This is a genomic window from Sphingomonas sp. Sph1(2015) (assembly GCF_001970915.1).
In the GTDB taxonomy this organism is placed as follows: Bacteria; Pseudomonadota; Alphaproteobacteria; order Sphingomonadales; family Sphingomonadaceae; genus Sphingomonas; species Sphingomonas parapaucimobilis.
The window spans coordinates 46,262-67,909 of the sequence record NZ_MQUI01000003.1 but is presented as its reverse complement, the minus strand read 5'-3'; the positions used below and the strand labels follow the sequence as shown (position 1 = coordinate 67,909).

Here is a 21,648-nt window from a genome sequence, read left to right as displayed (position 1 = left end):
TCCTTGCGCGTTCAATTCTGGGCGGGCGCGGTGGACAGCATGTCGACACGGCGCTGATGACGTCCGCCCTCGAACGGGGTGGACAGGAAAGCTTGGAGGCAGGCCTTGGCCATTTCCTCACCGATGACGCGCGCGCCCATGGCGATGGCGTTGGCGTCGTTATGCTGGCGGGCCAGCGCGGCCGACAGCGGCTCGGACACCAGCGCGCAGCGGCAGGCGGGGTTGCGGTTCGCCGCGATCGAGATGCCGATGCCCGAGCCACACAGCGCCACCCCGCGCTCGGCACGGCCATCGGCCAGTGCCTCGCCGACCGCGCGGCCGAAATCGGGATAGTCGACGCTGCCATTCCCGTCGGTGCCCAGGTCCAGCACCTCGTGCCCCTCACCGCGCAGCCAGTCCGCCAGCACGGTCTTGAGCGAGACGGCGGCATGATCGGATGCGATCGCGATGCGCATAAGACGGGCGCTCCTGACAGGGTCGAGTGGAATGCCCGCGCCTTTACGCGCGCACGCAGCCCATGGCTACCCCTTCGCGCAACGGAACGTGCGGTGCATTTGAAGGGTTCTGCTCGTCATGAAGCGCATCCTGATCCTCGCCGCCCTATCCACCCTGACGGCCTGCTCGCGAGAGACGCCGGAAGAGGTGAGGAACGCGACGTCCCTGACGAACAGCCCCAGTGCCGCGGCCACGGCGGGTCCGGCCGGGGACGGATCGACCTTCACCGGCCTGCCGAAGAAAAAGGGTCCAGATTATGTCGGCCGTTATGTCGGCGTGGAGGGCATGTTCCTGAACATCAAGCACGCCGCGACGCCCGGCCGATACCGCATGGAGATGCAGTGGGACCTCGACCACAAGGGCGAGTTCCGGGGTGAGCAGGTCGGCGACACCATCGTGTTCGAGCGGAGCGGCGTGCGCGAGGTCCTACGCCCGACAAACGGCGATGCGACGGGGCTGAAATATCTGGCGGGCAAGACCGAGTGCCTGACGGTCAAGTCCGGCGAGGGCTATTGCAAGAAGTGAGGCGCGGCTAGGCTGCCCGGCGCCGTCATAATAGGATCGCGACGGTGAACCAGCAGGCCCGCCTTTCCCCGGACACCCGTGTGCGCTTCACGGCGCCCGGTTCCTGCACATGGTCGAGAGCGGCGCGTTCGAGGGCATGAAGGTCGAACTGATCGACGGGGAACTGGAACGGACGAACCCGCCCATGGGTGGCCATGCCGCCGTGCAGGCCAGTGTCGTATTTTACCTCGCCCAGAAAATGGGCCTCGCCTTGGTGCGGGCAGAGAGTGGGCTCGTTCTCGACGACTCGACGGTCGTGGCTTGCGATGCCGCCCTGCTGCGCCAGCCGATCACCGAGAATCGCTTCCTGACGCCGGATGACGTGCTGCTCGTCGTCGAGATCGCGCAGACGACGCAAAGTCGCGATATGGGCCTCAAGCGGATGCTCTACGCCCAGGCGGGCATCCCGACCTATTGGGTGATCGACGGGGTGCGCCGCGTCGCCCATGTCTATGCCGAGCCGGTGGAGGGCGATTACAGCAGCGTCCACACGGTGCGGTTCGGCGAAGCCCTGGCCGTGCCGGGCAGCGACGCCGCGGTCACGCTCGACCGAGTGCTACCATAAGATACTCCACCCCGGCGGAGGCCGGGGTCCAGTGGCCATGCGATTGATGCGACGCATGGCGGCGTTTCGCACGCCTCCAGCCTCACCCCAACTGGACCCCGGCCTTCGCCGGGGTGGAAGAAAAGAACGAAGAGGCCGGAAAGCCAAATGGTGGCCCCTTACGCCGCCATCTTCAACTCCAGCCGCTCCCAGATCTCGACCAGCGCCAACACCAGTTCCGCCATCATCGCCTCGTCATGCGCGGGGCCGGGGGTGAAGCGCAGACGTTCGGTGCCGCGCGGCACGGTCGGGTAATTGATCGGCTGGACGTAGACGCCATATTCGGCGAGCAGGATGTCGCTGATCTTCTTGGCCTTGACCGGATCGCCGACCATCACCGGCACGATATGCGTCTCGCCCAGCATCACGGGCAGCCCCGCCTCGCGCATCATCGCCTTCAGCTTGGCGGCGGCGGCCTGCTGCCCCTCGCGCTCGACCGAGCTTTGCTTGAGGTGCCGCACGCTCGCCAGCACACCCGCGACCAGCACCGGCGACAGCGAGGTGGTGAAGATGAAGCCCGGCGCATAGGATCGGATCACGTCGACGATCATCCGGTCGGCCGCGATATAGCCGCCCATCACGCCGAACGCCTTGCCCAGCGTCCCCTCGATCACGGTCAGCCGGTGGGCGACGCCGTCCCGCTCCGAAATGCCGCCGCCGCGCGCGCCGTACATGCCGACCGCATGAACCTCGTCGAGATAGGTCAGCGCATTATATTTGTCGGCGAGGTCGCAGATCGCCGCGATCGGCGCGACATCGCCCTCCATCGAATAGACGCTCTCGAACGCGATCAGCTTGGGCACGCCCGGATCGGCGGCCGCCAGCAGTTCCTCCAGATGCGCAAGGTCATTGTGGCGGAAGACCTGCTTCTCGCAGCCCGAATTGCGGATGCCCGCGATCATCGAGGCGTGGTTCAGCTCGTCGGAAAAGATCACGCAGCCCGGCAGGATCTTGGCCAAAGTCGCCAGCGTTGCCTCGTTCGAGACGTATCCGCTGGTGAACAGCAGCGCCGCTTCCTTGCCGTGCAGGTCGGCCAGTTCGCCTTCCAGATCGACATGATAGTGCGTGTTGCCGCCGATGTTGCGCGTCCCGCCCGAGCCTGCGCCGACGTCGTGGAGCGCTTCCTCCATCGCGGCGATGACCTTGGGGTGCTGGCCCATCGCCAGATAGTCGTTGGAGCACCAGACGGTGATCGGCTTCGGCCCGTTATGCCCGGCAAAACACCGCGCATTGGGAAACATGCCCTTGTTGCGCAGGATGTCGATGAAGACGCGGTAACGTCCCTCGGCGTGCAGGCGGTCGATCGCCTGGGTGAAGACGCGGGAATAATCCACGCGCACGTCCGTGCCTTCGATGCTCATGGGGTGCGAATGTAGGCGCAAGCCGCGCATGAATCGAGTCGGGAACTGCGCTTACTGTGATCGATCATGGTGGACATATTGTCCCAAGGATCGATCGGTTCCTGATGCGGGTGGTTCGCAAGGGCCAACCTTGCACTTGTCCTCCCACCTCCGTTCAGGCTGAGCGAAGTCGAAGCCCACGGGAAACGCCTAGCCCCACCCGCATCCCGTGCACTTCGACTTCGCTCAGTGCGAACGGAGGTTGGGGCTTACAGCGCCTCGATCCGCGCAAAACCCCGCGCCGCCAGGCCGGGGGCGAGTGCCTGCTCCCGCTCGCCGAGTCGCGTGAATACGGCCACGCCCTCGCCCGGATGGGTGGGCCAGTCCTGTCCCTCCGTCAAAAACGCGATTCGCCGTGCGATCCCCGGCCCGCCATCGACAAAGGCCACCGGCCGGGGCGCCGCCGCCGCCAGCTCCGCCTCGACCAGCGGGAAATGGGTGCAGGCATTGACGATCACGTCGATCGACTCGCCGCCCTTCTGCCCGAACAGACCGTCCAGCACCGCCGCGAAGGATTCGGGCGCCAGCATCTCGCCGCGCAACTTCGCCTCGGCCAGCTCGACCAGTTCGGCCGAGCCGTGCCGGATCACCCGGCAATCCCCGGCGAACTTCGCCGCCAGATCATCGACATAGGCCTGGCGCACCGTCGCCCGCGTACCCAGCACGCCGATCGTCCGCGTCCGGCTCATCGCCGCCGCCGGCTTGATCGCGGGCACCGTGCCGACCACCGGCAGATCGAGTGCCGCGCGCACCGCAGGCAGCGCGATGGTCGAGGCGGTGTTGCAGGCGATCACGATCAGCCGCGGCCGATATCGCTCGGCCAGCCGCCCGAGCAAGGCGGGCACACGCCCGGCAATCTCCGCCTCGGTCTTCTCGCCATAGGGAAAGCCCGCACTGTCGGCGACATAGACGAAGGGCGCGATCGGCAGCACGGCGCGCGCAGGCCCCGCGATCGACAGCCCGCCCACCCCGGAATCGAAGAACAATATCGGACGCGCATCGCTCATTCCCGCCTCATAAGCGCCGTGCGCGTGCGAAACCAGAGCCGCACCGGATTGGACAGGCCAACGCGTATGTTCTATGTCTGTCCCGGAGCACAGGGGAAGACTATTGCCGACCGAAATCATCTGGGGGCCGCCGACCTGGGCCTTGCTGATCGGCTATCTGCTGGGGTCGATTCCCTTCGGAATCATCCTGACCCGCGCCGCCGGGGCGGGCGACCTGCGCAGCATCGGATCGGGCAATATCGGCGCGACCAACGTGTTGCGTACCGGCCGCAAGGGGCTGGCCGCCGCGACGCTGATCCTGGACCTGCTAAAGGGTGTCGCCGCCGTCCTGATCGTGCGCCACTGGCTGCCCGGCGAGGAAGTGCTGGCGGCCGCCGCGGCGTTTGTCGGCCACTGCTTCCCGATCTGGCTGAAGTTTCGCGGCGGCAAGGGCGTCGCCACGTTGATGGGCGTCGTCACCGCGCTCCACTGGCCGCTGGGGCTGGTCTATGCGGTGGTCTGGCTGGGGCTGCTGGCGACGATCCGCATCTCGGCGGTGGCGGGCATGGTGGCGGCGGTCAGCGCGCCGCTGGCGGCGGCGGTGCTGGGCCGGTTCGACCTGGTGCTGCTGCTGATTGCGCTGGCGCTGATCATCATCTGGAAGCACGGCTCGAACATCGAGCGGCTGCTGGCCGGGACCGAACCCCGTATCGGCAAGAAGCGTGACTGACGCCCGGTTCGCGCAGCTCCGGCTGCTGCGGACGCATGGCATCGGCCCTGTTACCTGGCGGCAGTTGATGGCGCGCTTCGGCGAGGCCGAGGCCGCGCTCGACGGGCTGTCCCAGCTTGCCCGGCGCGGCGGCGGCGAAGCTCCCAAGCCCGCCGATCCGGCGCTGATCGCCCGCGAGATCGAGACGGTTGCGCGGCTGGGCGCGCGTCATGTCCTGCTGGGTGAGGCCGATTACCCCGCGCTGCTCGCCGAACTCGACACTGCACCGCCCGCGCTGATCGTGCGCGGCGACATCGCCCTGGCCCGGCGCGGCGGCGTGGCGCTGGTCGGTGCGCGCAACGCCTCGGCCGCGTCGTGCCGCTTCGCGCGCGGACTGGCGCAGGATCTGGCGGCGCAGCGCGTGCCCGTCACCTCGGGACTGGCGCGCGGCATCGACACGGCGGCGCATATCGGCGCGCTCGACGGCGGGACGATCGGCGTCATCGCCAGCGGCATCGACATCGCCTTCCCGCCCGAAAATGCGCGGTTGCAGGAGGAAGTCGCGACCCGCGGCGTGCTGATCGCCGAACAGCCGCCGGGGACGCAGCCGCTCGCCCGCCACTTCCCCTCACGCAACCGGATCATCGCAGGGCTGGCGCAAGGAACGGTGGTGGTCGAGGCCGCGCCGCGCTCCGGCTCGCTCATCACCGCACGGCTGGCGGGCGAGGCGGGGCGCGAGGTGATGGCGGTCCCCGGACACCCCGCCGACCCGCGAGCGCAAGGGTGCAACATGCTGATCCGCGAGGGCGCGACGCTGATCCAGTCGGCGGCCGATATTCTCGAACAGATCCGCCCGATCGACGCCCGCATGGTCCGCGCGCCCGAAAGCCGCTACACGCCCCCGCCGCCGCACGAGGCGAGCGACGCCGACCGTGCGCGCGTGACCGACCTGCTCGGCCCGGTGGCGGTGACGGTGGACGAACTCATCCGCCAAAGCGGACGCCCACCCGCCATCGTCCAGACGATCCTGCTGGAGCTGGAACTCGCCGGACGGCTTGAGCGCCATGCGGGCGGCCGGGTGGCGCTGGCATGAGGTTGGGACGTGGCCTTCGACGTCGCTCAGGCTGAACGGGCGGTAGGAATGGGTTCGCGCAGAGGCCCAGAGGACGCAGAGGTGTTTCACAGGGGGGCAGCACCGGTTTTCTCCTCGTGGAGGTTACGGTGCCGCATTCACGGCAATCCAGACATCTTTGCGTCCTCCGCGCCTCCGCGCGAACACATCTTCTTCGCGTCCTCGCGTCTTCGCGTGAACCCAACTCCCCATCACCCGTTCAGCCTGAGCGCAGTCGAAGGCCACGCCTCGACACCCGCCACACCCGAACCAACCCCGCTTGACGGCCCCCCGCCCCCTCCCCATCCTCGCGTACACACGTAAGGGACGTAGTTTTACCACTCATGCAGCTTGTCATCGTCGAATCGCCCGCCAAGGCGAAGACCATCGAGAAATATCTGGGTTCGGACTATCGCGTCCTGGCAAGCTATGGTCACGTCCGCGACCTGCCGCCCAAGGACGGATCGGTCGACCCCGACCAGAATTTCGCGATGGAGTGGGAAAATTACGCGGACAAGGCGCGCCAGCTGAAGGCGATCGCCGACGAGGCCAAGAAGGCCGACCGACTGATCCTCGCCACCGACCCCGATCGCGAGGGCGAGGCGATTTCGTGGCACGTGCAGGAGGTTCTGAAGAACCGCAAGGCGCTGCCCGACAAGGTGGAGCGGGTCACGTTCAACGCGATCACCAAGCCCGCCATCCTGCATGCGATGCAGAATCCGCGCGAGCTGGATACCGATCTGATCGACGCGTACCGCGCGCGCCGCGCGCTCGACTATCTGGTGGGCTTCACCCTGTCGCCGGTGCTGTGGCGCAAGCTGCCCGGTGCCAAGTCGGCGGGCCGCGTCCAGTCGGTCGCGCTGCGCCTGATCGTCAGCCGCGAGCGCGAGATCGAGGCGTTCCGCCCGCAGGAATATTGGTCGGTCACCGCCGATATGGAGCAGGACGGCACGCCGTTCGTGGCGCGTCTGGTCCAGTGGGAGGGCAAGAAGCTCGACCGCCTGTCGATCGGCAATGAGGGCGACGCCACCCGTGCCAAGGCCGATGTCGAGGCGGGCCGTTTCCAGATCCAGTCGGTCGAGACCAAGCCCGCGACGCGCAACCCGCCGCCGCCCTTCACCACCTCGACCCTGCAACAAGAAGCCGCGCGCAAGCTGGGCTTCTCGGCCGATCACACGATGCGGATCGCGCAGCAGCTCTATGAGGACGGCGCGATCACCTACATGCGTACGGACGGCGTCCAGATGGACGGATCGGCCATCTCGGCGGCGCGCAAGGCCGTGGCCGACCGCTATGACGGTTCTTACGTCCCCGACAAGCCGCGCATGTACCAGTCCAAGGCCAAGAACGCGCAGGAAGCGCACGAGGCGATCCGGCCGACCGACTTCTCCCGCGACCGGGCGGGTTCGGGCGATCATGGCCGCCTCTACGACCTGATCTGGAAGCGCGCGCTGGCGTCGCAAATGGCCTCGGCGCGGATGGAGCGGACCACCATCGACATGGCCGACGGCACCGGCCGCCATGTCCTGCGCGCGACCGGACAGGTCGTGCTCTTCCCAGGCTATCTGGCGCTCTATGAAGAAGGCCAGGACGACAGCCAGGACGAAGAGGCCCGCCGCCTCCCCCGCCTGCGCGAGGGCGATGCGCCTGCCAAGAAGGAGGTGAAGGCCGAGCAGCACTTCACCCAGCCGCCGCCGCGCTTCTCCGAGGCATCGCTGGTCAAGCGGATGGAGGAACTCGGCATCGGGCGTCCGTCCACCTATGCGTCGATCATCAAGACGCTGAAGGACCGCGCCTATGTCCGCGTCGAGAAAAACCGCTTCTTCGCCGAGGAGAGCGGGCGTCTGGTGACGGCGTTCCTGGAGCGCTTCTTCGAGAAATATGTCGGCTACGACTATACCGCCGAGCTGGAAGAGGAGCTGGACGATGTGTCCGGTGGCCGCGCCCAGTGGCAGGCCGTGCTCGATGCCTTCTGGCGCGACTTCAAGCCGCGCACCTCGGAAGTGATGGAGCAACAGCCCTCGGCGATCACCGCCGAACTGGACCAGTTCCTGGCGCCTTACCTGTTCCCCGAAAAGGCGGACGGGTCGGACCCGCGCCTCTGCCCGAACTGCGGCGAGGGCAAGCTGGCGCTGCGCGGCGGCCGGTTCGGCGCGTTCATCGCATGCTCCAACTACCCCGAGTGCAAATATACCCGTCGATTCGCGCAAGGCGGCGAGGGCGCGGGCGAGGATAGCGGCCCCGAGACTTTAGGCCAGGACCCGGAGACCGGCCTTCCGGTCGAGCGCAAGTCGGGGCGGTTCGGCCCCTATATCCAGCTGGGCGAGGGCAAGGACGCCAAGCGCGCCTCGATCCCCAAGGATGTCGATCTCGACCTGGAATGGGCGCTGAAACTGCTCAGCCTGCCGCGCACCATCGGCAATCATCCGGAAACGGGCGAGCCGATCACCGCCTCGATCGGACGCTATGGTCCCTATCTGGCGCATGGCGGAAAATATGCGCGCCTGACCTCGACCGCCGATGTGTTCGAGACGGGCATGAACGCCGCCGTGGTCAAGCTGGCCGAGGCGGCAGCAGGTGGCGGGCGCGCCGCGCGCGGCACCGCGTCGCGCGAACCGCTCAAGGTGCTGGGCAAGCATCCGCGCACCGAGGCGGAGATCAAGCTGATGGAGGGGCGCTATGGCCCTTACGTCACCGATGGCGAGACGAATGCGACCATCCCCAAGACGGTCGACAAGGACCAGCTGACGCTGGAGGAAGCCGTGCAACTGATCGACGCGCGGGCGGCGGCCGCTCCGGCGCGCAAGAAACCGGCGAAGAAGGCCGCAGCCAAGAAGGCACCCGCCAAGGCGGCGGCGGACAAGAAGACGGCGGAAAAGAAAGCGCCAGCCAAAAAGGCTCCGGCCAAGAAAGCTGTGGCGAAGAAGACGAGCGAAGCCTGAGTCGAACCTGATCCCGTGAGCTGATCCCGGCCCGCCCCGTTCGGGCGGATCAGCGCGCGGCGGTCGGCGGGGTCAGCCCGCATCTACCATCGCTTCCCGACTTCAACATAAAGTGGCGACACACCGAAGGCGCCCGGCCTCCGATCACTCTCGCCGTGCTCAAGATCTGCTCCGCTCCGCCAAAGGCAAGAGCTTGTCGAAACCACGACGCGCAAGCAGTCCAAAGCCCAATCCGATGATTCCAGCCAGCGATCGGCCATGGGAATCATCGGCCACCATCCCGTGCGGCAAATTGGCGTAGCGTTCGAGCATGATCGTCACGGACAGGCCGATGGCTATGGCTACCCCCAGGTGAACGACAAGACGCCAAAAGCTGATCGTCACCGTGCCGTCATTCACACCCTTTTGCTTTACGCTTCGACACCGTCCATCGTCACGACCACCAATGGTCGTGCCATCTTAACGTGACGTCAGGCCGCGCGCATCTGCGGCATGTTGCCGTGGAGGAAAGCGCGGGCCTGACGCTGCGCTTCGGCGATCTCGCGCGCGGTCATGTCGCTGGCCACTTCGGCCCGCGCGATCTGTGCGGGCAGGAAGCCCGCGACCGCCGCCAGGTTGAACCACTTATGCGCCTCGACCAGGTTCAGGCGCTTGCCCGCGGACCCGGTCGAATAGGCGACCCCCAGGTCGTACATCGTCGCACCATCGTCGGTCGCCACCTGGTCGGCGAACCGGCTTTCCATCAGGAACTGTGCGGATTTGCTGCTATTGGCCATATCCTGCCCCTCTGTTCGGACGCCTCTGCGTCCGACTCTGGGTCTATGGCCATAACGGTCACAAATTGGTTAACTCATGACGGGTCGGTGACAGCGATATTATCGATCAGTCTGGTCGATCCCATGCGTGCGGCGGCCACCAGACGGCGCGGGCGTTCGACGGTGCAATCGAGTGAAAGTGTTACCGCGTCGACCAGCTCGACATAATCGACCTCGAACCCGGCGGCGGTCAGGGTCGCGCGGGCATCGGCCAAAACGGTCGCTGTTTCCTCGCCCCGCCCGATCGCGCGCGCCGCAACGCCCAGCGCGCGCGGCAGCGCGACCGCCTTGGCCCGCTGTTCCTCGTCGAGATAGATGTTGCGCGACGACAGGGCCAGGCCGTCATCGTCGCGCTGGGTGGGTACGCCGACCACGTCGATGGGGAAGTCGAGATCGGTGACCATGCGCCGGATCACCGCCAGCTGCTGGAAATCCTTCTCGCCGAAATACGCCGCATCGGGGCCGACCTGGTTGAACAGCTTGGCGACGACGGTGGCGACGCCGTCAAAATGGCCGGGGCGCGATGCCCCCTCCAGCCCTTCGCTGACGCCATCGACACGGATCGAGGTCGCATGGCCATCCGGATACATCACCTCGACGCCCGGCATCCACAGCAGGTCGCAGCCCGCCTCGGTCAGCATCCGGATGTCGGATTGCTCGCGCCGGGGATAGCGGCCCAGATCCTCGCCCGCGCCGAACTGCTTCGGGTTGACGAAGATCGACGCCACGACCTTGGTGCCCGGCCGCTTCGCCGCTTCGACGAGCGCGATATGCCCGGCATGGAGCGCGCCCATGGTCGGCACCAGCGCCACGCGCGCACCCTCGGCACGCAAAGCGGCGAGCGCCTCGACCAAGGCTTCGCGATCCCGAATGACTTGCACTGATTTTACCCCTCGTTCCCCACGCCGAGGGCTTCTATGTAGGGTGGCAACGGGGATCAATAAGGAAGCGACGAGTTGCCGGAACGGCTATCTTCAACGCACGTCATCGTCTTTGCCAATGAAAAAGGTGGCACGGGCAAATCGACGACGGCGGTTCATGTGGCGATCGCGCTGGCCGCCAAGGGCGCACGCGTGGCGTGCCTCGATCTGGATCATCGCCAGCGGACGGTGGGCCGCTATCTCGACAACCGGGCCGACACGATCAAGCGCACCGGGCACAAGCTGCCCATGCCGGTCCATGCGACTCATACCAGCCAGACCGAGGAGGGATTCGAGGAGCTGTGGTTCGGCCTGTCGCAGGATGCCGACTTCCTGATCGTCGACACGCCGGGCCGCGACGACCATTTCGCGCGGACGGCGGCGGCCTTGTCCAACACGCTGGTCACGCCGATGAACGACAGCTTTGTCGACTTCGACCTGATCGGACAGGTGGACCCGGAGACGTTCCAGGTGACTCGTCCCAGCTTCTATTCGGAACTGATCTGGGACGCGCGCAAGCAGCGGGCGCGGGCCGACGGCACCACCATCGATTGGGTCGTCTTGCGCAACCGGCTTCAGCATATCGAGGCGCGCAACATGCGCCGGGTGTCGGATGCCTTGGGCGATCTGTCGCGCCGGGTCGGCTTCCGGGTCATTCCGGGCCTTGGCGAGCGCGTCATCTATCGCGAGATGTTCCCCAACGGCCTGACCATGATCGACGCCAAGGAGTTCGGCGCGATGGGGCTGGGCCATGTCGCCGCGCGGCAGGAACTGCGCGAGATGATGGCCGCGCTGCAACTGCCCGAAGGGGGTGCGGACGCGGGAGCCGAAACGGTCGCGGCGGGCGCGAACGAGACAGACGCCGCCGCATGAAATGGCTGATCGCGCTGGCGGTCATCTGGCTGGTGTGGCGCTACATGCTACGTCCGGCCAGGCCGAAACCCGCGCCCCGGCTGCCACGGGACGAGGCGGACGCGCTGGCGATCCTCGACCTGCCGCCGGGCGCGGACGTCGAGGCGATTCGCCAGGCGCATCGCCGCCTGATCGGGCAGGTTCATCCCGATCGCGGCGGCTCGGCCGACCTGACGCGGCGGGTGAACGCCGCGCGCGACCTGTTGCTGGCGCGCCGTGATGCCTGATCCCGGGGCTGAGCGGGCGGCCAAAATCCACCCCAGCGTCTGCCGCGAATATGACGTGCGCGGCACGGTGCCCGAGACACTGGACGAAGGCGCGGCCTATGCCGTCGGGCGCGGCTTTGCGACGCGCGTGCGGCGCGCGGGCGGCACCCGCGTCGTGGTCGGGCGCGACGGGCGGCTCAGCTCGCCGATGCTGGAGGCCGCGCTGGTCGAGGGGCTGACCGACAGCGGCGTGGACGTCGTGCGCATCGGCCTCGGCCCCACGCCGATGGTCTATTTCGCCGAAGCGACCTTAGGGGTGGACGGCGCCGTACAGGTAACGGGCAGCCACAATCCCCGCGACGACAATGGCTTCAAGATGGTGCTGCGCCATCGCCCCTTTTTCGGTGAGGATGTCCAGGATCTGGCGCGCATGGCGGCGGCGCGCGACTGGACCGAGGGCGCTGGGACGGTCGAACAGGTCGACGTCCTCGACGCCTATGTCGACAGGCTGCTGGCCGGTTATACGGGCGGCGAGTACCGGATCGGCTGGGACTGCGGTTCGGGCGCGTCCGGCCCCGTCATCGAAAAGCTGGTCCAGCGCCTGCCGGGTGAGCATCATACGCTGTTCACCGATGTGGATGGTCATTTCCCGCATCATCACCCCGATCCGACGGTCGAGGCCAATCTAGACGCGCTGAAGCGACTGGTGGCGGAGAGACGGCTCGATTTCGGATTCGCTTTCGATGGCGACGGCGACCGGATCGGTGCGATCGACGGACAGGGCCGGGTGATCTGGGGCGACCAGATATTGATGCTGCTGGCGGGGCCTGCGCTGGCCGAGCATCCGGGCGCACCGATCGTGGCGGACGTGAAGGCCAGCCAGGCGCTGTTCGACCATATCGAAGGCCTGGGCGGACGGCCGGTGATGTGGAAGACCGGGCACAGCCTGATGAAGACCAAGATGGCCGAGACGGGGGCACCGCTGGGCGGCGAGATGTCGGGCCATCTGTTCTTCGCGGGCGAATGGTATGGCTTCGACGATGCCCATTATGCCGCGATTCGTCTGATCCGCAGCGTGCATCTGGCGGGCCGCTCGATGACCGAGCTGCGCGGCGCGATGCCCGCGATGGTCGATATTCCCGAGACGCGGATCACGGTGGCGGAGGCAGACAAGTTCGCCATCGTTGCCCGCGTGGCGGCGGCGCTGGCCCGCGACGGGGCGGAGGTGAACGACACCGATGGCGTCCGGGTGCGGACGGCGGATGGCTGGTGGTTGCTGCGCGCGTCGAACACCCAGGCCGCGCTGACCGTGCGCGCCGAAGCCTGGGATAGCACCGGACTGGAGCGGGTATTGGCGGAACTGGACCGCTATCTGGCGGCCGAAGGAGTGCGGCGGTAGCGTCGGGCGTGGCCTTCGACTTCGCTCAGGCTGAACGGGGGTTGGGGTATTTGGCCGCTATTCCTTCGCGCCGTTCAGCCTGAGCGAAGTCGAAGGCCAAGGGAAGCCCCCCACCAAGGACCTCCCCGCCAATCGGTCAAATCTCCCCGATCATCTCCGACAGCACTTCCAGGCACGACACGCCCAGCTTCGCCGAACGCGCGCCAGACCAGCCATGGACGCGGTCCGGATTCGGCGCATGGTCCTTGAACGGCATCTCCAACGTCACCGACACCGCACCGAATCGCTCGGCGAGCTGGTTGGTCGACATGGAGAGATTGGCGTTGCCCGCGCTCGACTTCTCATAGCCCATCTGGGTTTGGAAATCGGGCGTGTGTGCGGCGAGGCGGCGGCCGAATGCGTAGAATTTGGCGCCGTGTTCCTCGGTCCAGCTGGGAATGCCCTCGAACCCGGCGATGAAGTTCGCCGGAATCGCCTCGTCGCCATGCGCGTCGATCGCGAAGTCGACGCCGGTCTGGTCCATGCGATTGCGCACGCACAGCACTTCGGGGCTGCGCTCGGGCGTCGGCTCATGCCATTCGCGGTTGAGGTTCACCCCCGCCGCATTGGTGCGCAGATGTCCGCGCCGCGTGCCATCGGGGTTCATATTGGGCACGACATGGACCGTCGCCGCCGCCAGCAGCGGCTTGGCCGCCGGGCTGGTCAGCCAGTCGAGCGCGCCCTCCATCCACCATTCGGCCATCGATTCGCCCGGATGCTGGCGTGCATAGAGCCACACCTGCTTGGGGCCGGAGCCAAGGCGCAGATAGTCGATCGGCTGGCCATCCAGCGTCTGGCCGATCTCTTCGTGATGGACACCCTTTGCCGCGATTCGTGCGATCAGGTCGCTGTGCCGCTCCATCGTGTACGGCTCGAAATAGGCGAACCAGGCGAGGTCCGACTCGCCCGTCCACTGCCATTCCAGCACGCCATCGGCATAGGTGGTCGGCGTCATCCGCCAATCCTGCCGGTCGGTCGAGGCGCGGACGTGATAATTGGTCCAGCCATCGGGAAAGGCCGAATCCGCGCCGTTCAGGATGCGGAAGGTCAGCGTCCGCCCCTTCGCCCCGCCGACCCGGAAATAGAACCATTGGTAGAAGTCGGAATCCTTGTCCTTGACGATTTCCAGGTCGACCCGGTCGCCCTCGATCGCCACGACGCGGATATTGCCGCCGTCGAACGACGCGTTGATGGTCAGCGTCATCGCCTTACTTCACCTCGATCGTGCGGCCTGATTCGCCGGGGAATTTGGTGAACAGCGCATCGGCGAGCTTGGCGGCCTGCGCCTGCGCGTCGAGCTTGGCCAGCGCCTGGACCGGCGCGATGTTTCGCGCGCTGCCTTCCCAGATGGGCGACTGGTCGACGCGACGCTTGATCTGGACCGACAATTCGGTACCGATGATCTCCTGCGGCTGGCTCTTGCCGATCGGGAAGCTCAGCCCCCCGCCCAGCCCCACGCCGCCGCCACGACCGCCGGAGAAGCTGCCGCCCCCCAGACCGATCGAGAAGGGCGAGGGACGCGGCGGACCCAGCCGGTTGGCGCGGGTGAAGTTCACGGTGGCGATGAAGTCGGGCTGCGCATCCCCCTGCGCCAGCGAATAGCCGTTGCGCAGCAGCGCGGTCTCGACCGCGGCGGCATAGGTCTTGAACTCGATGCTGGCCGGGCCGGTGGCCGACAGCGGCTCGACGCGGATGGTCCCGCGCGCGATCGGCTGACCCAGGTGATAGCGGATCACCTCGGTCGGGGGCAGACGCCCGCCCGTGGTGGAACAGGCGGCCAGCGTTCCGGCGGCGGCCGCGAGGATCAGGAGCGAGCGGGCTTTCATGCGTTGAAGACCTTGAGAGATGTTACGGATGGGCAACGCATGACATATGGGGGATGATCCGGCGGCGGAAGAGGGCGCGGCGATCATGACCCATCCGTCATGCCGGAACCTTGACTTGAGTGCCGGTTGCCACTAGGCGGCGACGCTTTCCAGATCACCCTCCAGTTCAAAAGAAGCGAATCGATCATGAAGATCCGCAATTCCCTGAAGTCGCTCAAGGATCGTCACCGGGACAACCGCGTGATCCGCCGTCGCGGCCGCACCTATGTCATCAACAAGACCAACCGTCGTTTCAAGGCGCGCCAGGGCTAATCAGCCCTGATGCCGATCGAATCGAACGTGACGGGCGGACAGCCCGTGACGCGCGCCGATCGGCCGACCGCCGTCATCTTCGACGTCGGTCGTGTGCTCTACGACTGGGATCCCCGGATCCTGTATCGGCGCCTGATCGCGGACGATCGGGCGCTCGATGCATTTGTGCGCGATGTCGTCACCACCGAGTGGCATTTCCAGCATGATGCGGGCCGCGACTTCGCCGACACCTCGGCGGAGCTGATCGCGCTGTACCCGCAACACCGGGAACTGATCGCCGCCTGGGGTCCGCGCTTCGGCGAGAGCATTGGCGATCCCATTGCCGGGATGCACGAACTCGTCGCCGAACTGGACGCGGGCGGCGTGCCCTTGTTCGCGATCACGAACTTCAGCCACGAATTCTGGCCGCCCTTCCGCGCGCGCGAATCGGCGCTGTTCGACCGTTTCCGCGACATCGTGGTGTCGGGCGACGAAAAGCTCGTGAAGCCTGACCCCGCCATCTACCACCTCGCGCTCGCCCGATTCGGGCTGGAGCCGGGGCAGGCGGTGTTCATCGACGACAATCGTGCGAATATCGATGCGGCCGCGGCGCTGGGCATTCATGCGCTGCACTTCACCGACGAGGCGACGGTGCGGCCACAGCTTCGGGCGTTGGGATTGGTGGCTTAGGTCTTAGCGTGGCCTTCGACTTCGCTCAGGCTGAACGGAACTTGATACGAAACCCCGTTCACGCTGAGCGAAGTCGAAGCGCACGGGAATCCCTCACCGCTCCAGCGACGCCAGCTGCGCCTGATTCGCCTGGCTCGCCTGGCTCGCCTCGGTCTCCAACAGCATCGGATCGAAATGATCCCCGACCATCTGGTCGGTGACGATCACATTCGTCCCCACCGAGGTTATCGAAAACAGCTTCTTGGCGAAGGCCGCAGGAAGCCGGATGCAACCATGCGAATCGGGGAAACCCGGATTGTTGCCCGCATGAAGCGCCACGCCGTCCCAGGTCAGCCGCTGCATGAACGGCATGGGGGCCGAATTATACAGGTTGCTGCGATGCATCTCGCGCTTCTGCAGGATCGGGAAGACGCCGACGGGGGTGTCCTTGCCGTCCTTGCCGGTCGACACCGACGCCGCCGCAACCATCATGTCGCCGCGATAAACATAGGCGCGCTGCATCGGCAGGCTGATGACCACCGTCACCGGCAGCGCGATCGGATCGGCCTGCGCCATCGAGGGGTCGGCCCAGACGAATCGGTTGGGGGCAAGAGCGGCAGCAGCCTGGGCCACGGTCGCAGTGGCCGGGCCTTCCTCGGCCAGTACCGGCACAGCCAGACCCAGCGTCGTAGCGCCCAGCAAGGCGGCAAAAGCGAAAGCCTTCATATCCCTTTTCCTTGGCGAGTTCACAAAATCTTAAACCCGTCAAGCGACAATTTGTGCCAAGCGAAATTTTTTGCGCTGCGGCGGAACTTTCGCTGAATCGATGGAACCAAGCGATCAACCGATGGGCCGATGGGCAGAAAAATGGCCTGACCTTTGCTACATAGGGTTTGCGGGAATTCTGGGGTTGAAGGACCAAAATGCACGATAATCTGGACGCGGCGCCGGGTCGGCGCGCGCTGTTGAAGAACGCGCTGGTGCTGGCCGGGGCACTGGCGGTTCCGGGGGCTGTGAGCGCTCGGGAAAGGCTGACCTCGGGCGATCTGCGCCCGATGCGCCAGCCACCGATCCCGAGCCGTCCGACCGTTCCGGCGGTGCCGCAGGCGATCCTGGCCTCTTCGCGGGTCGTCCGCCCGGCGCTGCTGCGCCAGGCGATGGCGTCGCTGCAGAAGCATGGTTCGCAGGTTCGCCAGCGTGACCGGATGGCGATCGTCGATTTCGCGGTCGGCTCGTCCGAACCGCGCCTCCATCTGGTCGATCTGATCAGCGGCAAGAGCCAATCGCTGCTCGTCTCGCACGGCAGCGGATCGGACCCGTCGCACAGCGGCTATGTCCAGCGCTTTTCCAACGCGTTCAATTCGAACGCCAGCAGCGAGGGCGCCTTCCTGACCGACAATTATTATGTCGGCAAGCATGGCCGGTCGCAGCGTCTGGTCGGGCTGGACCCCACCAACGACAATGCGCTGGGCCGCGCGATCGTGATCCACTCGGCCTGGTATGCCAATCGCGACATGATCCGCAGCCACGGGATGCTGGGGCGCAGCCAGGGTTGCTTCGCGGTCGGCGAGAACGAACTGGACCGCGTGTTCGCCAATCTCGGCCCCGGCCGGATGATCTACGCCGCGAAGGTGTGAATCCCCATTCCTCCCCGGCACGGGGAGGTGGCAGGCCGCAGGCCTGACGGAGGGGGATCGCCACAGAAGACATATCTTGCGGCGATCCCCCTCCACCACCGCTTCGCGGTGGTCCCCCTCCCCGATGCGGGGAGGATAAGAATTGCGATCCCCCACCGGGGTGGTTAAGCCCCCGATCCTCATGGTCCAGCCGCTCATCATCGCCGTCCCCAAGGGACGCATCCTGGCCGAGGCGCTGCCGCTGCTCGCCGCCGCCGGCATCCGGCCCGAAGCCGCCTTCACCGACAAGGACAGCCGCGCACTGCGCTTCGCCACCGATGTCCCCGGCATCGAGCTGATCCGCGTCCGCGCCTTCGACGTCGCCACCTTCGTCGCGCATGGCGCGGCGCAGCTGGGGATCGTCGGCTCCGACGTGCTGTCCGAATTCGGCTATTCCGAGCTGTACGCGCCCGTCGACCTGAAGATCGGCCATTGCCGCATCTCGGTCGCCGAGCCGGTCGCAATGGCGGAGAGCGACGATCCGCGCGGGTGGAGCCATGTCCGCGTCGCGACCAAATATCCGCACATCACCAGCCGCCATTTCGCCGCAAGGGGCGTGCAGGCCGAGTGCGTCAAGCTGAACGGCGCGATGGAGCTGGCCCCGACGCTGGGCCTGGCACCGCGCATCGTCGACCTGGTGTCGTCGGGCCGCACGCTCAAGGAAAACGGACTGGTCGAGGTCGAGGTGATCGAGGAGGTCACCTCGCGCCTGGTCGTCAATCGCGCCGCGATGAAGACGCGGGCGCAAGTCGTGCCGCTGGTCGAGGCGTTGCGCCGCGCCGTGGCCGAGAAGGAAGCCGCATGATCCGTCTCGATACACAAGAACCGGGCTTCGCCGCCGCCTTCGACGAGCTGGTCGACGCTCGCCGCGAAAGCGATGCCGATGTCGCGCGCGACGTGCAGGTGATCCTGCGCGCGGTGCGCGACGATGGCGAGGCGGCGGTGGCGGCCTTCACCAGGCAGTTCGACGGACATGACCTGGCCGAAACCGGCTGGCGAATCGAACCGGCGGACTGCCGAGCGGCCTATGAGGCGCTGGAGCCCGAACTGCGCGCCGCGCTCGATCTCGCCGCCGCACGCATCCGCGCCTATCATGAAAAGCAGAAGCCGACCGACACCGACTATGTCGATGCGCAGGGCGTCCGGCTGGGCGCGCGCTGGACGGCGGTGGATGCGGCGGGAATCTACGTCCCCGGCGGTCGCGCGGCCTATCCCTCCTCGCTGTTGATGAACGCGATCCCCGCCAAGGTGGCGGGGGTCGAGCGGCTGGTCATGGTCACCCCGACGCCCAAGGGTGAGATCAACCATCTGGTCCTCGCAGCCGCGCATCTGGCGGGGGTGGACGAGGTATGGCGGGTTGGCGGCGCACAGGCCGTGGGCGCGCTGGCTTACGGCGCAGGGAGAATCCAGCGGGTCGATGTCGTCACCGGCCCCGGCAATGCCTGGGTCGCGGAGGCCAAGCGCCAGGTCTACGGCATGGTCGGCATCGACATGGTCGCGGGTCCGTCCGAGATCGTCGTGGTCGCCGACGGCCGGAACGATCCCGACTGGATCGCCGCCGACCTGCTGAGCCAGGCCGAGCACGACACGGTCACCCAGTCGATCCTGTTCACCGACGATGCCGACTTCGCCATGCGAGTCGCCGAGGCCGTCGACCGCCAGATTCCCGAACTGGCCACCGCCAGCGTCGCGCGCACCGCATGGGATGCAAACGGCGCGATCATCGTGGTCGATTCGCTGGAAGCGGCGATGCCGCTGGTCGACCGGCTCGCGCCCGAGCATCTGGAACTGGCAGTGGACGATCCGCAGGGCCTGTTCGACCGGCTGCGTCATGCCGGATCGGTGTTCCTGGGTCGCCACACGCCGGAAGCCATTGGCGATTATGTCGCGGGGCCGAACCACGTCCTGCCGACCGGCCGCCGCGCACGCTTCGCCAGCGGGTTGTCGGTGCTCGACTTCATGAAGCGGACGAGCTTCCTGGGCCTGACCGAAACGGCGCTGAACGAACTCGGCCCCGCCACGGTGGCGCTGGCCCATGCCGAGGGGTTGCCCGCCCATGCCAAGTCGGTGGCGTTGCGGTTGCGGCTCAACCGATAATCGTCACGCCCGCCGCGCCGGAGCATCGCGAACGATGGCTGGTGTTGCGGGCGGCGCTCTGGGGGGATGAAGCAGGCGAACCGCCCGGCGGCGATGGCAATTTCGTCGCGCTCGTGGATGACCGGGTGATCGGCTTTGCCGAGGCGGCGGTCCGGCATGATTATGTGAATGGCTGCGACACGTCGCCGGTGCTGTTTCTGGAGGGCTTGTTCGTCGATCCCGACCATCGGCGGCGGGGCGCTGGTCGCGGCGGTGGCGGACTGGGGTCGGGCGCAGGGATGTTCGGAGTTCGCCTCCGATGCCGAGCTGGAAAATGTCGACAGCCATGCGATGCACCGGGCACTGGGATTCGTCGAGACCGAGCGTGTGGTGTATTTTCGTTGGGAATTGTGACGTCTGGCATCCCTTGGCCTTCGACTTCGCTCAGGCTGAACGGGTTTTGGTATCCCGCCCAGTTTCCCAACCGCCGTTCAGCCTGAGCGAAGTCGAAGGCCACTCCCCACCCCTCTGTCCCGAAACCCGTCCCAAAACACGTGACGGATTGACGACAGCCCGGTAAAGGCCCGCCAATGACTCGTCCTCCCGCCCGTACCCAGGCGCGCGCCGCTGCGCGCCTTGCCGCCGTTCAGGCGCTTTATCAGCATGACATGGAACAGACCCCGCTGGCGGCGCTGCTCCACGAATTCCACAATCACCGCATCGGCGCGACCATCGAGGATGTCGAATATGCCGATGCCGATATCGATTTCTTCGACGATGTCGTGAAGGGCGTGCAGGCGCGCCTGGGCGAGATCGATGTGATGATCGAGGGCAAGCTGGCCAAGGGCTGGACGCTGAACCGGCTCGACAAGCCGATGAAGGCGATCCTGCGCGCCGGGACCTATGAGCTGATCGCGCGCCATGACGTGCCGGTCGGCGCGGTCATCAGCGAATATGTCGATGTCGCCCACGCTTTCTACGAGAAGCGCGAATCGGGCTTCGTCAACGGCCTGCTCGACGCGATCGCCAAGGTCGCGCGGGCCTGATCCCGCTCCCGCCCCGATGACCGAGGCGGAGTTCATCGCCGCGTTGCGCCGGATGCCGCTGCATCCCGGTGCGCGCGGACTGGTCGACGACAGCGCGGTGCTGACCGCCGCGCCGCTGGTCGTGACCACCGACACGCTGGTCGAAGGCGTGCATTTCCTGCCCCACGACCCGCCCGCCGATGTCGCGTGGAAGCTGGTCGCGACCAACCTGTCCGACCTCGCCGCCAAGGGCGCGCTGGTCGAAGGGGTGCTGCTCAACTATCCGCTGGGTGATTCCGCCTGGGACCGCGCCTTTCTGGATGGCCTGGGCAGCGCGCTGACGCACTTTCATGCCTCGCTGATCGGCGGCGACACCGTGACGTTGCGGGGGCCGCGCAGCCTGACGCTGACCGCCTTCGGCCGCGATGCCGCCGCCCCTGCCCGTGACGGCGCCAGGGCGGGGGACGGCTTGTGGGTCACCGGCACGATCGGCGATGCCGGTCTGGGGCTGGCGATCGCGCAAGGAGGGCATGGTCCGATCGCGCTGCGCGACGCCTATCGCCGCCCCTGTCCCCGCTTGACCGAGGGCCGCGCACTCGGCCCCGTCGTCCATGCGATGATGGACGTGTCGGACGGTCTGCTGCTCGACGCGGGCCGAATGGCGCGGGCGAGCGGGCTGGCGGTGACGATCGCGCTCGATACGGTCCCGCTGTCGGAAGAGGCGCGGGCGTTCGGCGGCACCGACCGGGCGGCGCGATTGGCCGCTGCGACCGCCGGGGACGATTACGAACTGCTCTTTGCCCTGCCCGCCGGGATCACGCCGCCGGTCGCCGCCACGCGCGTCGGCAGCTTTGCGGCCGGTGACGGCCTGACCCTGACCGATGCGGGCGAATCGATCCCGCTGCCGCCCCGCTGGGGCTATGAGCACCGCGCGGCCAACTGACCCCCCTTTCCTCCTGCCGCCGCGCTGTTAATCTGTATCA

General features: G+C 66.9%; 24 protein-coding genes and 1 pseudogene. 16 read left to right on the top strand and 9 right to left on the bottom strand.

Features of this window, described 5'->3' with window-relative positions; translation table 11 throughout:
* Positions 1–11 precede the first annotated feature (11 nt).
* On the bottom strand, positions 12–455 hold the full coding sequence (gene rpiB, locus BSZ14_RS02055) for a ribose 5-phosphate isomerase B (RefSeq protein WP_076709584.1): 444 nt from the start codon (positions 453–455) through the stop codon (positions 12–14).
* Between the two features lie 118 nt (positions 456–573).
* Here rpiB and BSZ14_RS02050 point away from each other — a divergent pair, with 118 nt between their 5' ends.
* Positions 574–1,020 carry a hypothetical protein gene (locus BSZ14_RS02050; RefSeq protein WP_076709583.1) on the top strand — a complete coding sequence of 149 codons (447 nt, stop codon included), beginning with the start codon at positions 574–576 and terminating at the stop codon, positions 1,018–1,020.
* Positions 1,021–1,129: 109 nt separating this feature from the next.
* Entirely contained in the window at positions 1,130–1,624 is a 495-nt protein-coding gene (locus tag BSZ14_RS02045; RefSeq protein ID WP_076709581.1) for a Uma2 family endonuclease, read from the top strand.
* A 158-nt stretch (positions 1,625–1,782) separates the two neighbouring features.
* Here BSZ14_RS02045 and hemA read toward each other — a convergent pair whose 3' ends face one another.
* Both hemA and murI read right to left on the bottom strand, forming a co-directional pair.
* Positions 1,783–3,024, bottom strand: coding sequence for a 5-aminolevulinate synthase (gene hemA / locus BSZ14_RS02040; protein WP_042490500.1), 1,242 nt, complete (start codon positions 3,022–3,024; stop codon positions 1,783–1,785).
* A gap of 248 nt (positions 3,025–3,272) precedes the next feature.
* Positions 3,273–4,070 (bottom strand): glutamate racemase, encoded by a 798-nt coding sequence (gene murI / locus BSZ14_RS02035; protein ID WP_076709580.1) that lies wholly within the window; start codon positions 4,068–4,070, stop codon positions 3,273–3,275.
* Positions 4,071–4,173: 103 nt separating this feature from the next.
* On the opposite strand from murI, the gene plsY reads away from it, so the two are divergent.
* The 3 genes from plsY (at position 4,174) to topA (ending at position 8,811) form a co-directional block, all read left to right on the top strand.
* A complete protein-coding gene (plsY, locus tag BSZ14_RS02030) occupies positions 4,174–4,779 on the top strand; it encodes a glycerol-3-phosphate 1-O-acyltransferase PlsY (RefSeq protein WP_076709578.1) in 606 nt (201 codons plus the stop codon).
* The gene (dprA, locus tag BSZ14_RS02025; RefSeq protein ID WP_076709577.1) at positions 4,772–5,851 is read left to right on the top strand and encodes a DNA-processing protein DprA; all 1,080 of its coding nucleotides are present in this window, start codon (positions 4,772–4,774) and stop codon (positions 5,849–5,851) included. Before plsY ends, dprA begins: the two co-directional genes overlap by 8 nt.
* A gap of 362 nt (positions 5,852–6,213) precedes the next feature.
* A complete protein-coding gene (gene topA, locus BSZ14_RS02020; RefSeq protein WP_076709576.1) occupies positions 6,214–8,811 on the top strand; it encodes a type I DNA topoisomerase in 2,598 nt (865 codons plus the stop codon).
* A gap of 159 nt (positions 8,812–8,970) precedes the next feature.
* On the opposite strand, the gene BSZ14_RS02015 is transcribed toward topA, so the two are convergent.
* The 3 genes from BSZ14_RS02015 to panC form a co-directional block, all read right to left on the bottom strand.
* Entirely contained in the window at positions 8,971–9,132 is a 162-nt protein-coding gene (locus BSZ14_RS02015; RefSeq protein WP_158069151.1) for a hypothetical protein, read from the bottom strand.
* A 149-nt stretch (positions 9,133–9,281) separates the two neighbouring features.
* Positions 9,282–9,587 (bottom strand): hypothetical protein, encoded by a 306-nt coding sequence (locus BSZ14_RS02010; RefSeq protein WP_076709573.1) that lies wholly within the window; start codon positions 9,585–9,587, stop codon positions 9,282–9,284.
* Positions 9,588–9,661: 74 nt separating this feature from the next.
* Entirely contained in the window at positions 9,662–10,507 is an 846-nt protein-coding gene (gene panC, locus BSZ14_RS02005; protein ID WP_076709571.1) for a pantoate--beta-alanine ligase, read from the bottom strand.
* Between the two features lie 75 nt (positions 10,508–10,582).
* On the opposite strand from panC, the gene BSZ14_RS02000 reads away from it, so the two are divergent.
* The 3 genes from BSZ14_RS02000 to pgmG are packed head-to-tail and all read left to right on the top strand — an operon-like array spanning position 10,583 to position 13,063.
* Positions 10,583–11,419, top strand: coding sequence for a division plane positioning ATPase MipZ (locus BSZ14_RS02000; RefSeq protein ID WP_042490511.1), 837 nt, complete (start codon positions 10,583–10,585; stop codon positions 11,417–11,419).
* Positions 11,416–11,685, top strand: a complete 270-nt coding sequence (locus BSZ14_RS01995; RefSeq protein ID WP_076709570.1) for a molecular chaperone DnaJ — start codon at positions 11,416–11,418, stop codon at positions 11,683–11,685. The genes BSZ14_RS02000 and BSZ14_RS01995 overlap by 4 nt, the downstream gene beginning before the upstream one ends.
* Complete coding sequence (pgmG, locus tag BSZ14_RS01990) at positions 11,678–13,063, top strand: phosphoglucomutase/phosphomannomutase PgmG (protein ID WP_076709568.1); 1,386 nt, start codon at positions 11,678–11,680, stop codon at positions 13,061–13,063. The genes BSZ14_RS01995 and pgmG overlap by 8 nt, the downstream gene beginning before the upstream one ends.
* A 136-nt stretch (positions 13,064–13,199) precedes the next feature.
* On the opposite strand, the gene BSZ14_RS01985 is transcribed toward pgmG, so the two are convergent.
* Both BSZ14_RS01985 and BSZ14_RS01980 read right to left on the bottom strand, forming a co-directional pair.
* Complete coding sequence (locus BSZ14_RS01985; protein WP_076709567.1) at positions 13,200–14,306, bottom strand: M14 family metallopeptidase; 1,107 nt, start codon at positions 14,304–14,306, stop codon at positions 13,200–13,202.
* Between the two features lie 4 nt (positions 14,307–14,310).
* The gene (locus BSZ14_RS01980) at positions 14,311–14,928 is read right to left on the bottom strand and encodes a DUF4136 domain-containing protein (protein ID WP_056430617.1); all 618 of its coding nucleotides are present in this window, start codon (positions 14,926–14,928) and stop codon (positions 14,311–14,313) included.
* A 186-nt stretch (positions 14,929–15,114) separates the two neighbouring features.
* Here BSZ14_RS01980 and ykgO point away from each other — a divergent pair, with 186 nt between their 5' ends.
* Both ykgO and BSZ14_RS01970 read left to right on the top strand, forming a co-directional pair.
* On the top strand, positions 15,115–15,240 hold the full coding sequence (gene ykgO / locus BSZ14_RS01975; RefSeq protein ID WP_003046794.1) for a type B 50S ribosomal protein L36: 126 nt from the start codon (positions 15,115–15,117) through the stop codon (positions 15,238–15,240).
* Positions 15,241–15,249: 9 nt separating this feature from the next.
* Positions 15,250–15,909: an HAD family hydrolase gene (locus tag BSZ14_RS01970; protein WP_076709565.1), complete on the top strand. Its 660-nt coding sequence runs from the start codon at positions 15,250–15,252 to the stop codon at positions 15,907–15,909.
* A gap of 93 nt (positions 15,910–16,002) precedes the next feature.
* On the opposite strand, the gene BSZ14_RS01965 is transcribed toward BSZ14_RS01970, so the two are convergent.
* Positions 16,003–16,614, bottom strand: coding sequence for a L,D-transpeptidase family protein (locus tag BSZ14_RS01965; RefSeq protein WP_076709564.1), 612 nt, complete (start codon positions 16,612–16,614; stop codon positions 16,003–16,005).
* 197 nt (positions 16,615–16,811) lie between these two features.
* Between BSZ14_RS01965 and BSZ14_RS01960 the strand changes: the two genes are divergently transcribed.
* From BSZ14_RS01960 to thiL, 6 genes and pseudogenes are all read left to right on the top strand, one after another.
* Positions 16,812–17,525 (top strand): murein L,D-transpeptidase catalytic domain family protein, encoded by a 714-nt coding sequence (locus BSZ14_RS01960; RefSeq protein ID WP_042490517.1) that lies wholly within the window; start codon positions 16,812–16,814, stop codon positions 17,523–17,525.
* A gap of 181 nt (positions 17,526–17,706) precedes the next feature.
* Entirely contained in the window at positions 17,707–18,369 is a 663-nt protein-coding gene (hisG, locus tag BSZ14_RS01955; RefSeq protein WP_076709562.1) for an ATP phosphoribosyltransferase, read from the top strand.
* Positions 18,366–19,661, top strand: a complete 1,296-nt coding sequence (hisD, locus tag BSZ14_RS01950; protein WP_076709561.1) for a histidinol dehydrogenase — start codon at positions 18,366–18,368, stop codon at positions 19,659–19,661. The genes hisG and hisD overlap by 4 nt, the downstream gene beginning before the upstream one ends.
* 41 nt (positions 19,662–19,702) lie before the next feature.
* Positions 19,703–20,054 (top strand): annotated as a pseudogene (locus BSZ14_RS20260) (GNAT family N-acetyltransferase).
* A 176-nt stretch (positions 20,055–20,230) separates the two neighbouring features.
* Positions 20,231–20,686: a transcription antitermination factor NusB gene (nusB, locus tag BSZ14_RS01940; protein ID WP_042490521.1), complete on the top strand. Its 456-nt coding sequence runs from the start codon at positions 20,231–20,233 to the stop codon at positions 20,684–20,686.
* Between the two features lie 16 nt (positions 20,687–20,702).
* Positions 20,703–21,608 (top strand): thiamine-phosphate kinase, encoded by a 906-nt coding sequence (gene thiL / locus BSZ14_RS01935; RefSeq protein WP_076709558.1) that lies wholly within the window; start codon positions 20,703–20,705, stop codon positions 21,606–21,608.
* Positions 21,609–21,648: the final 40 nt, after the last annotated feature.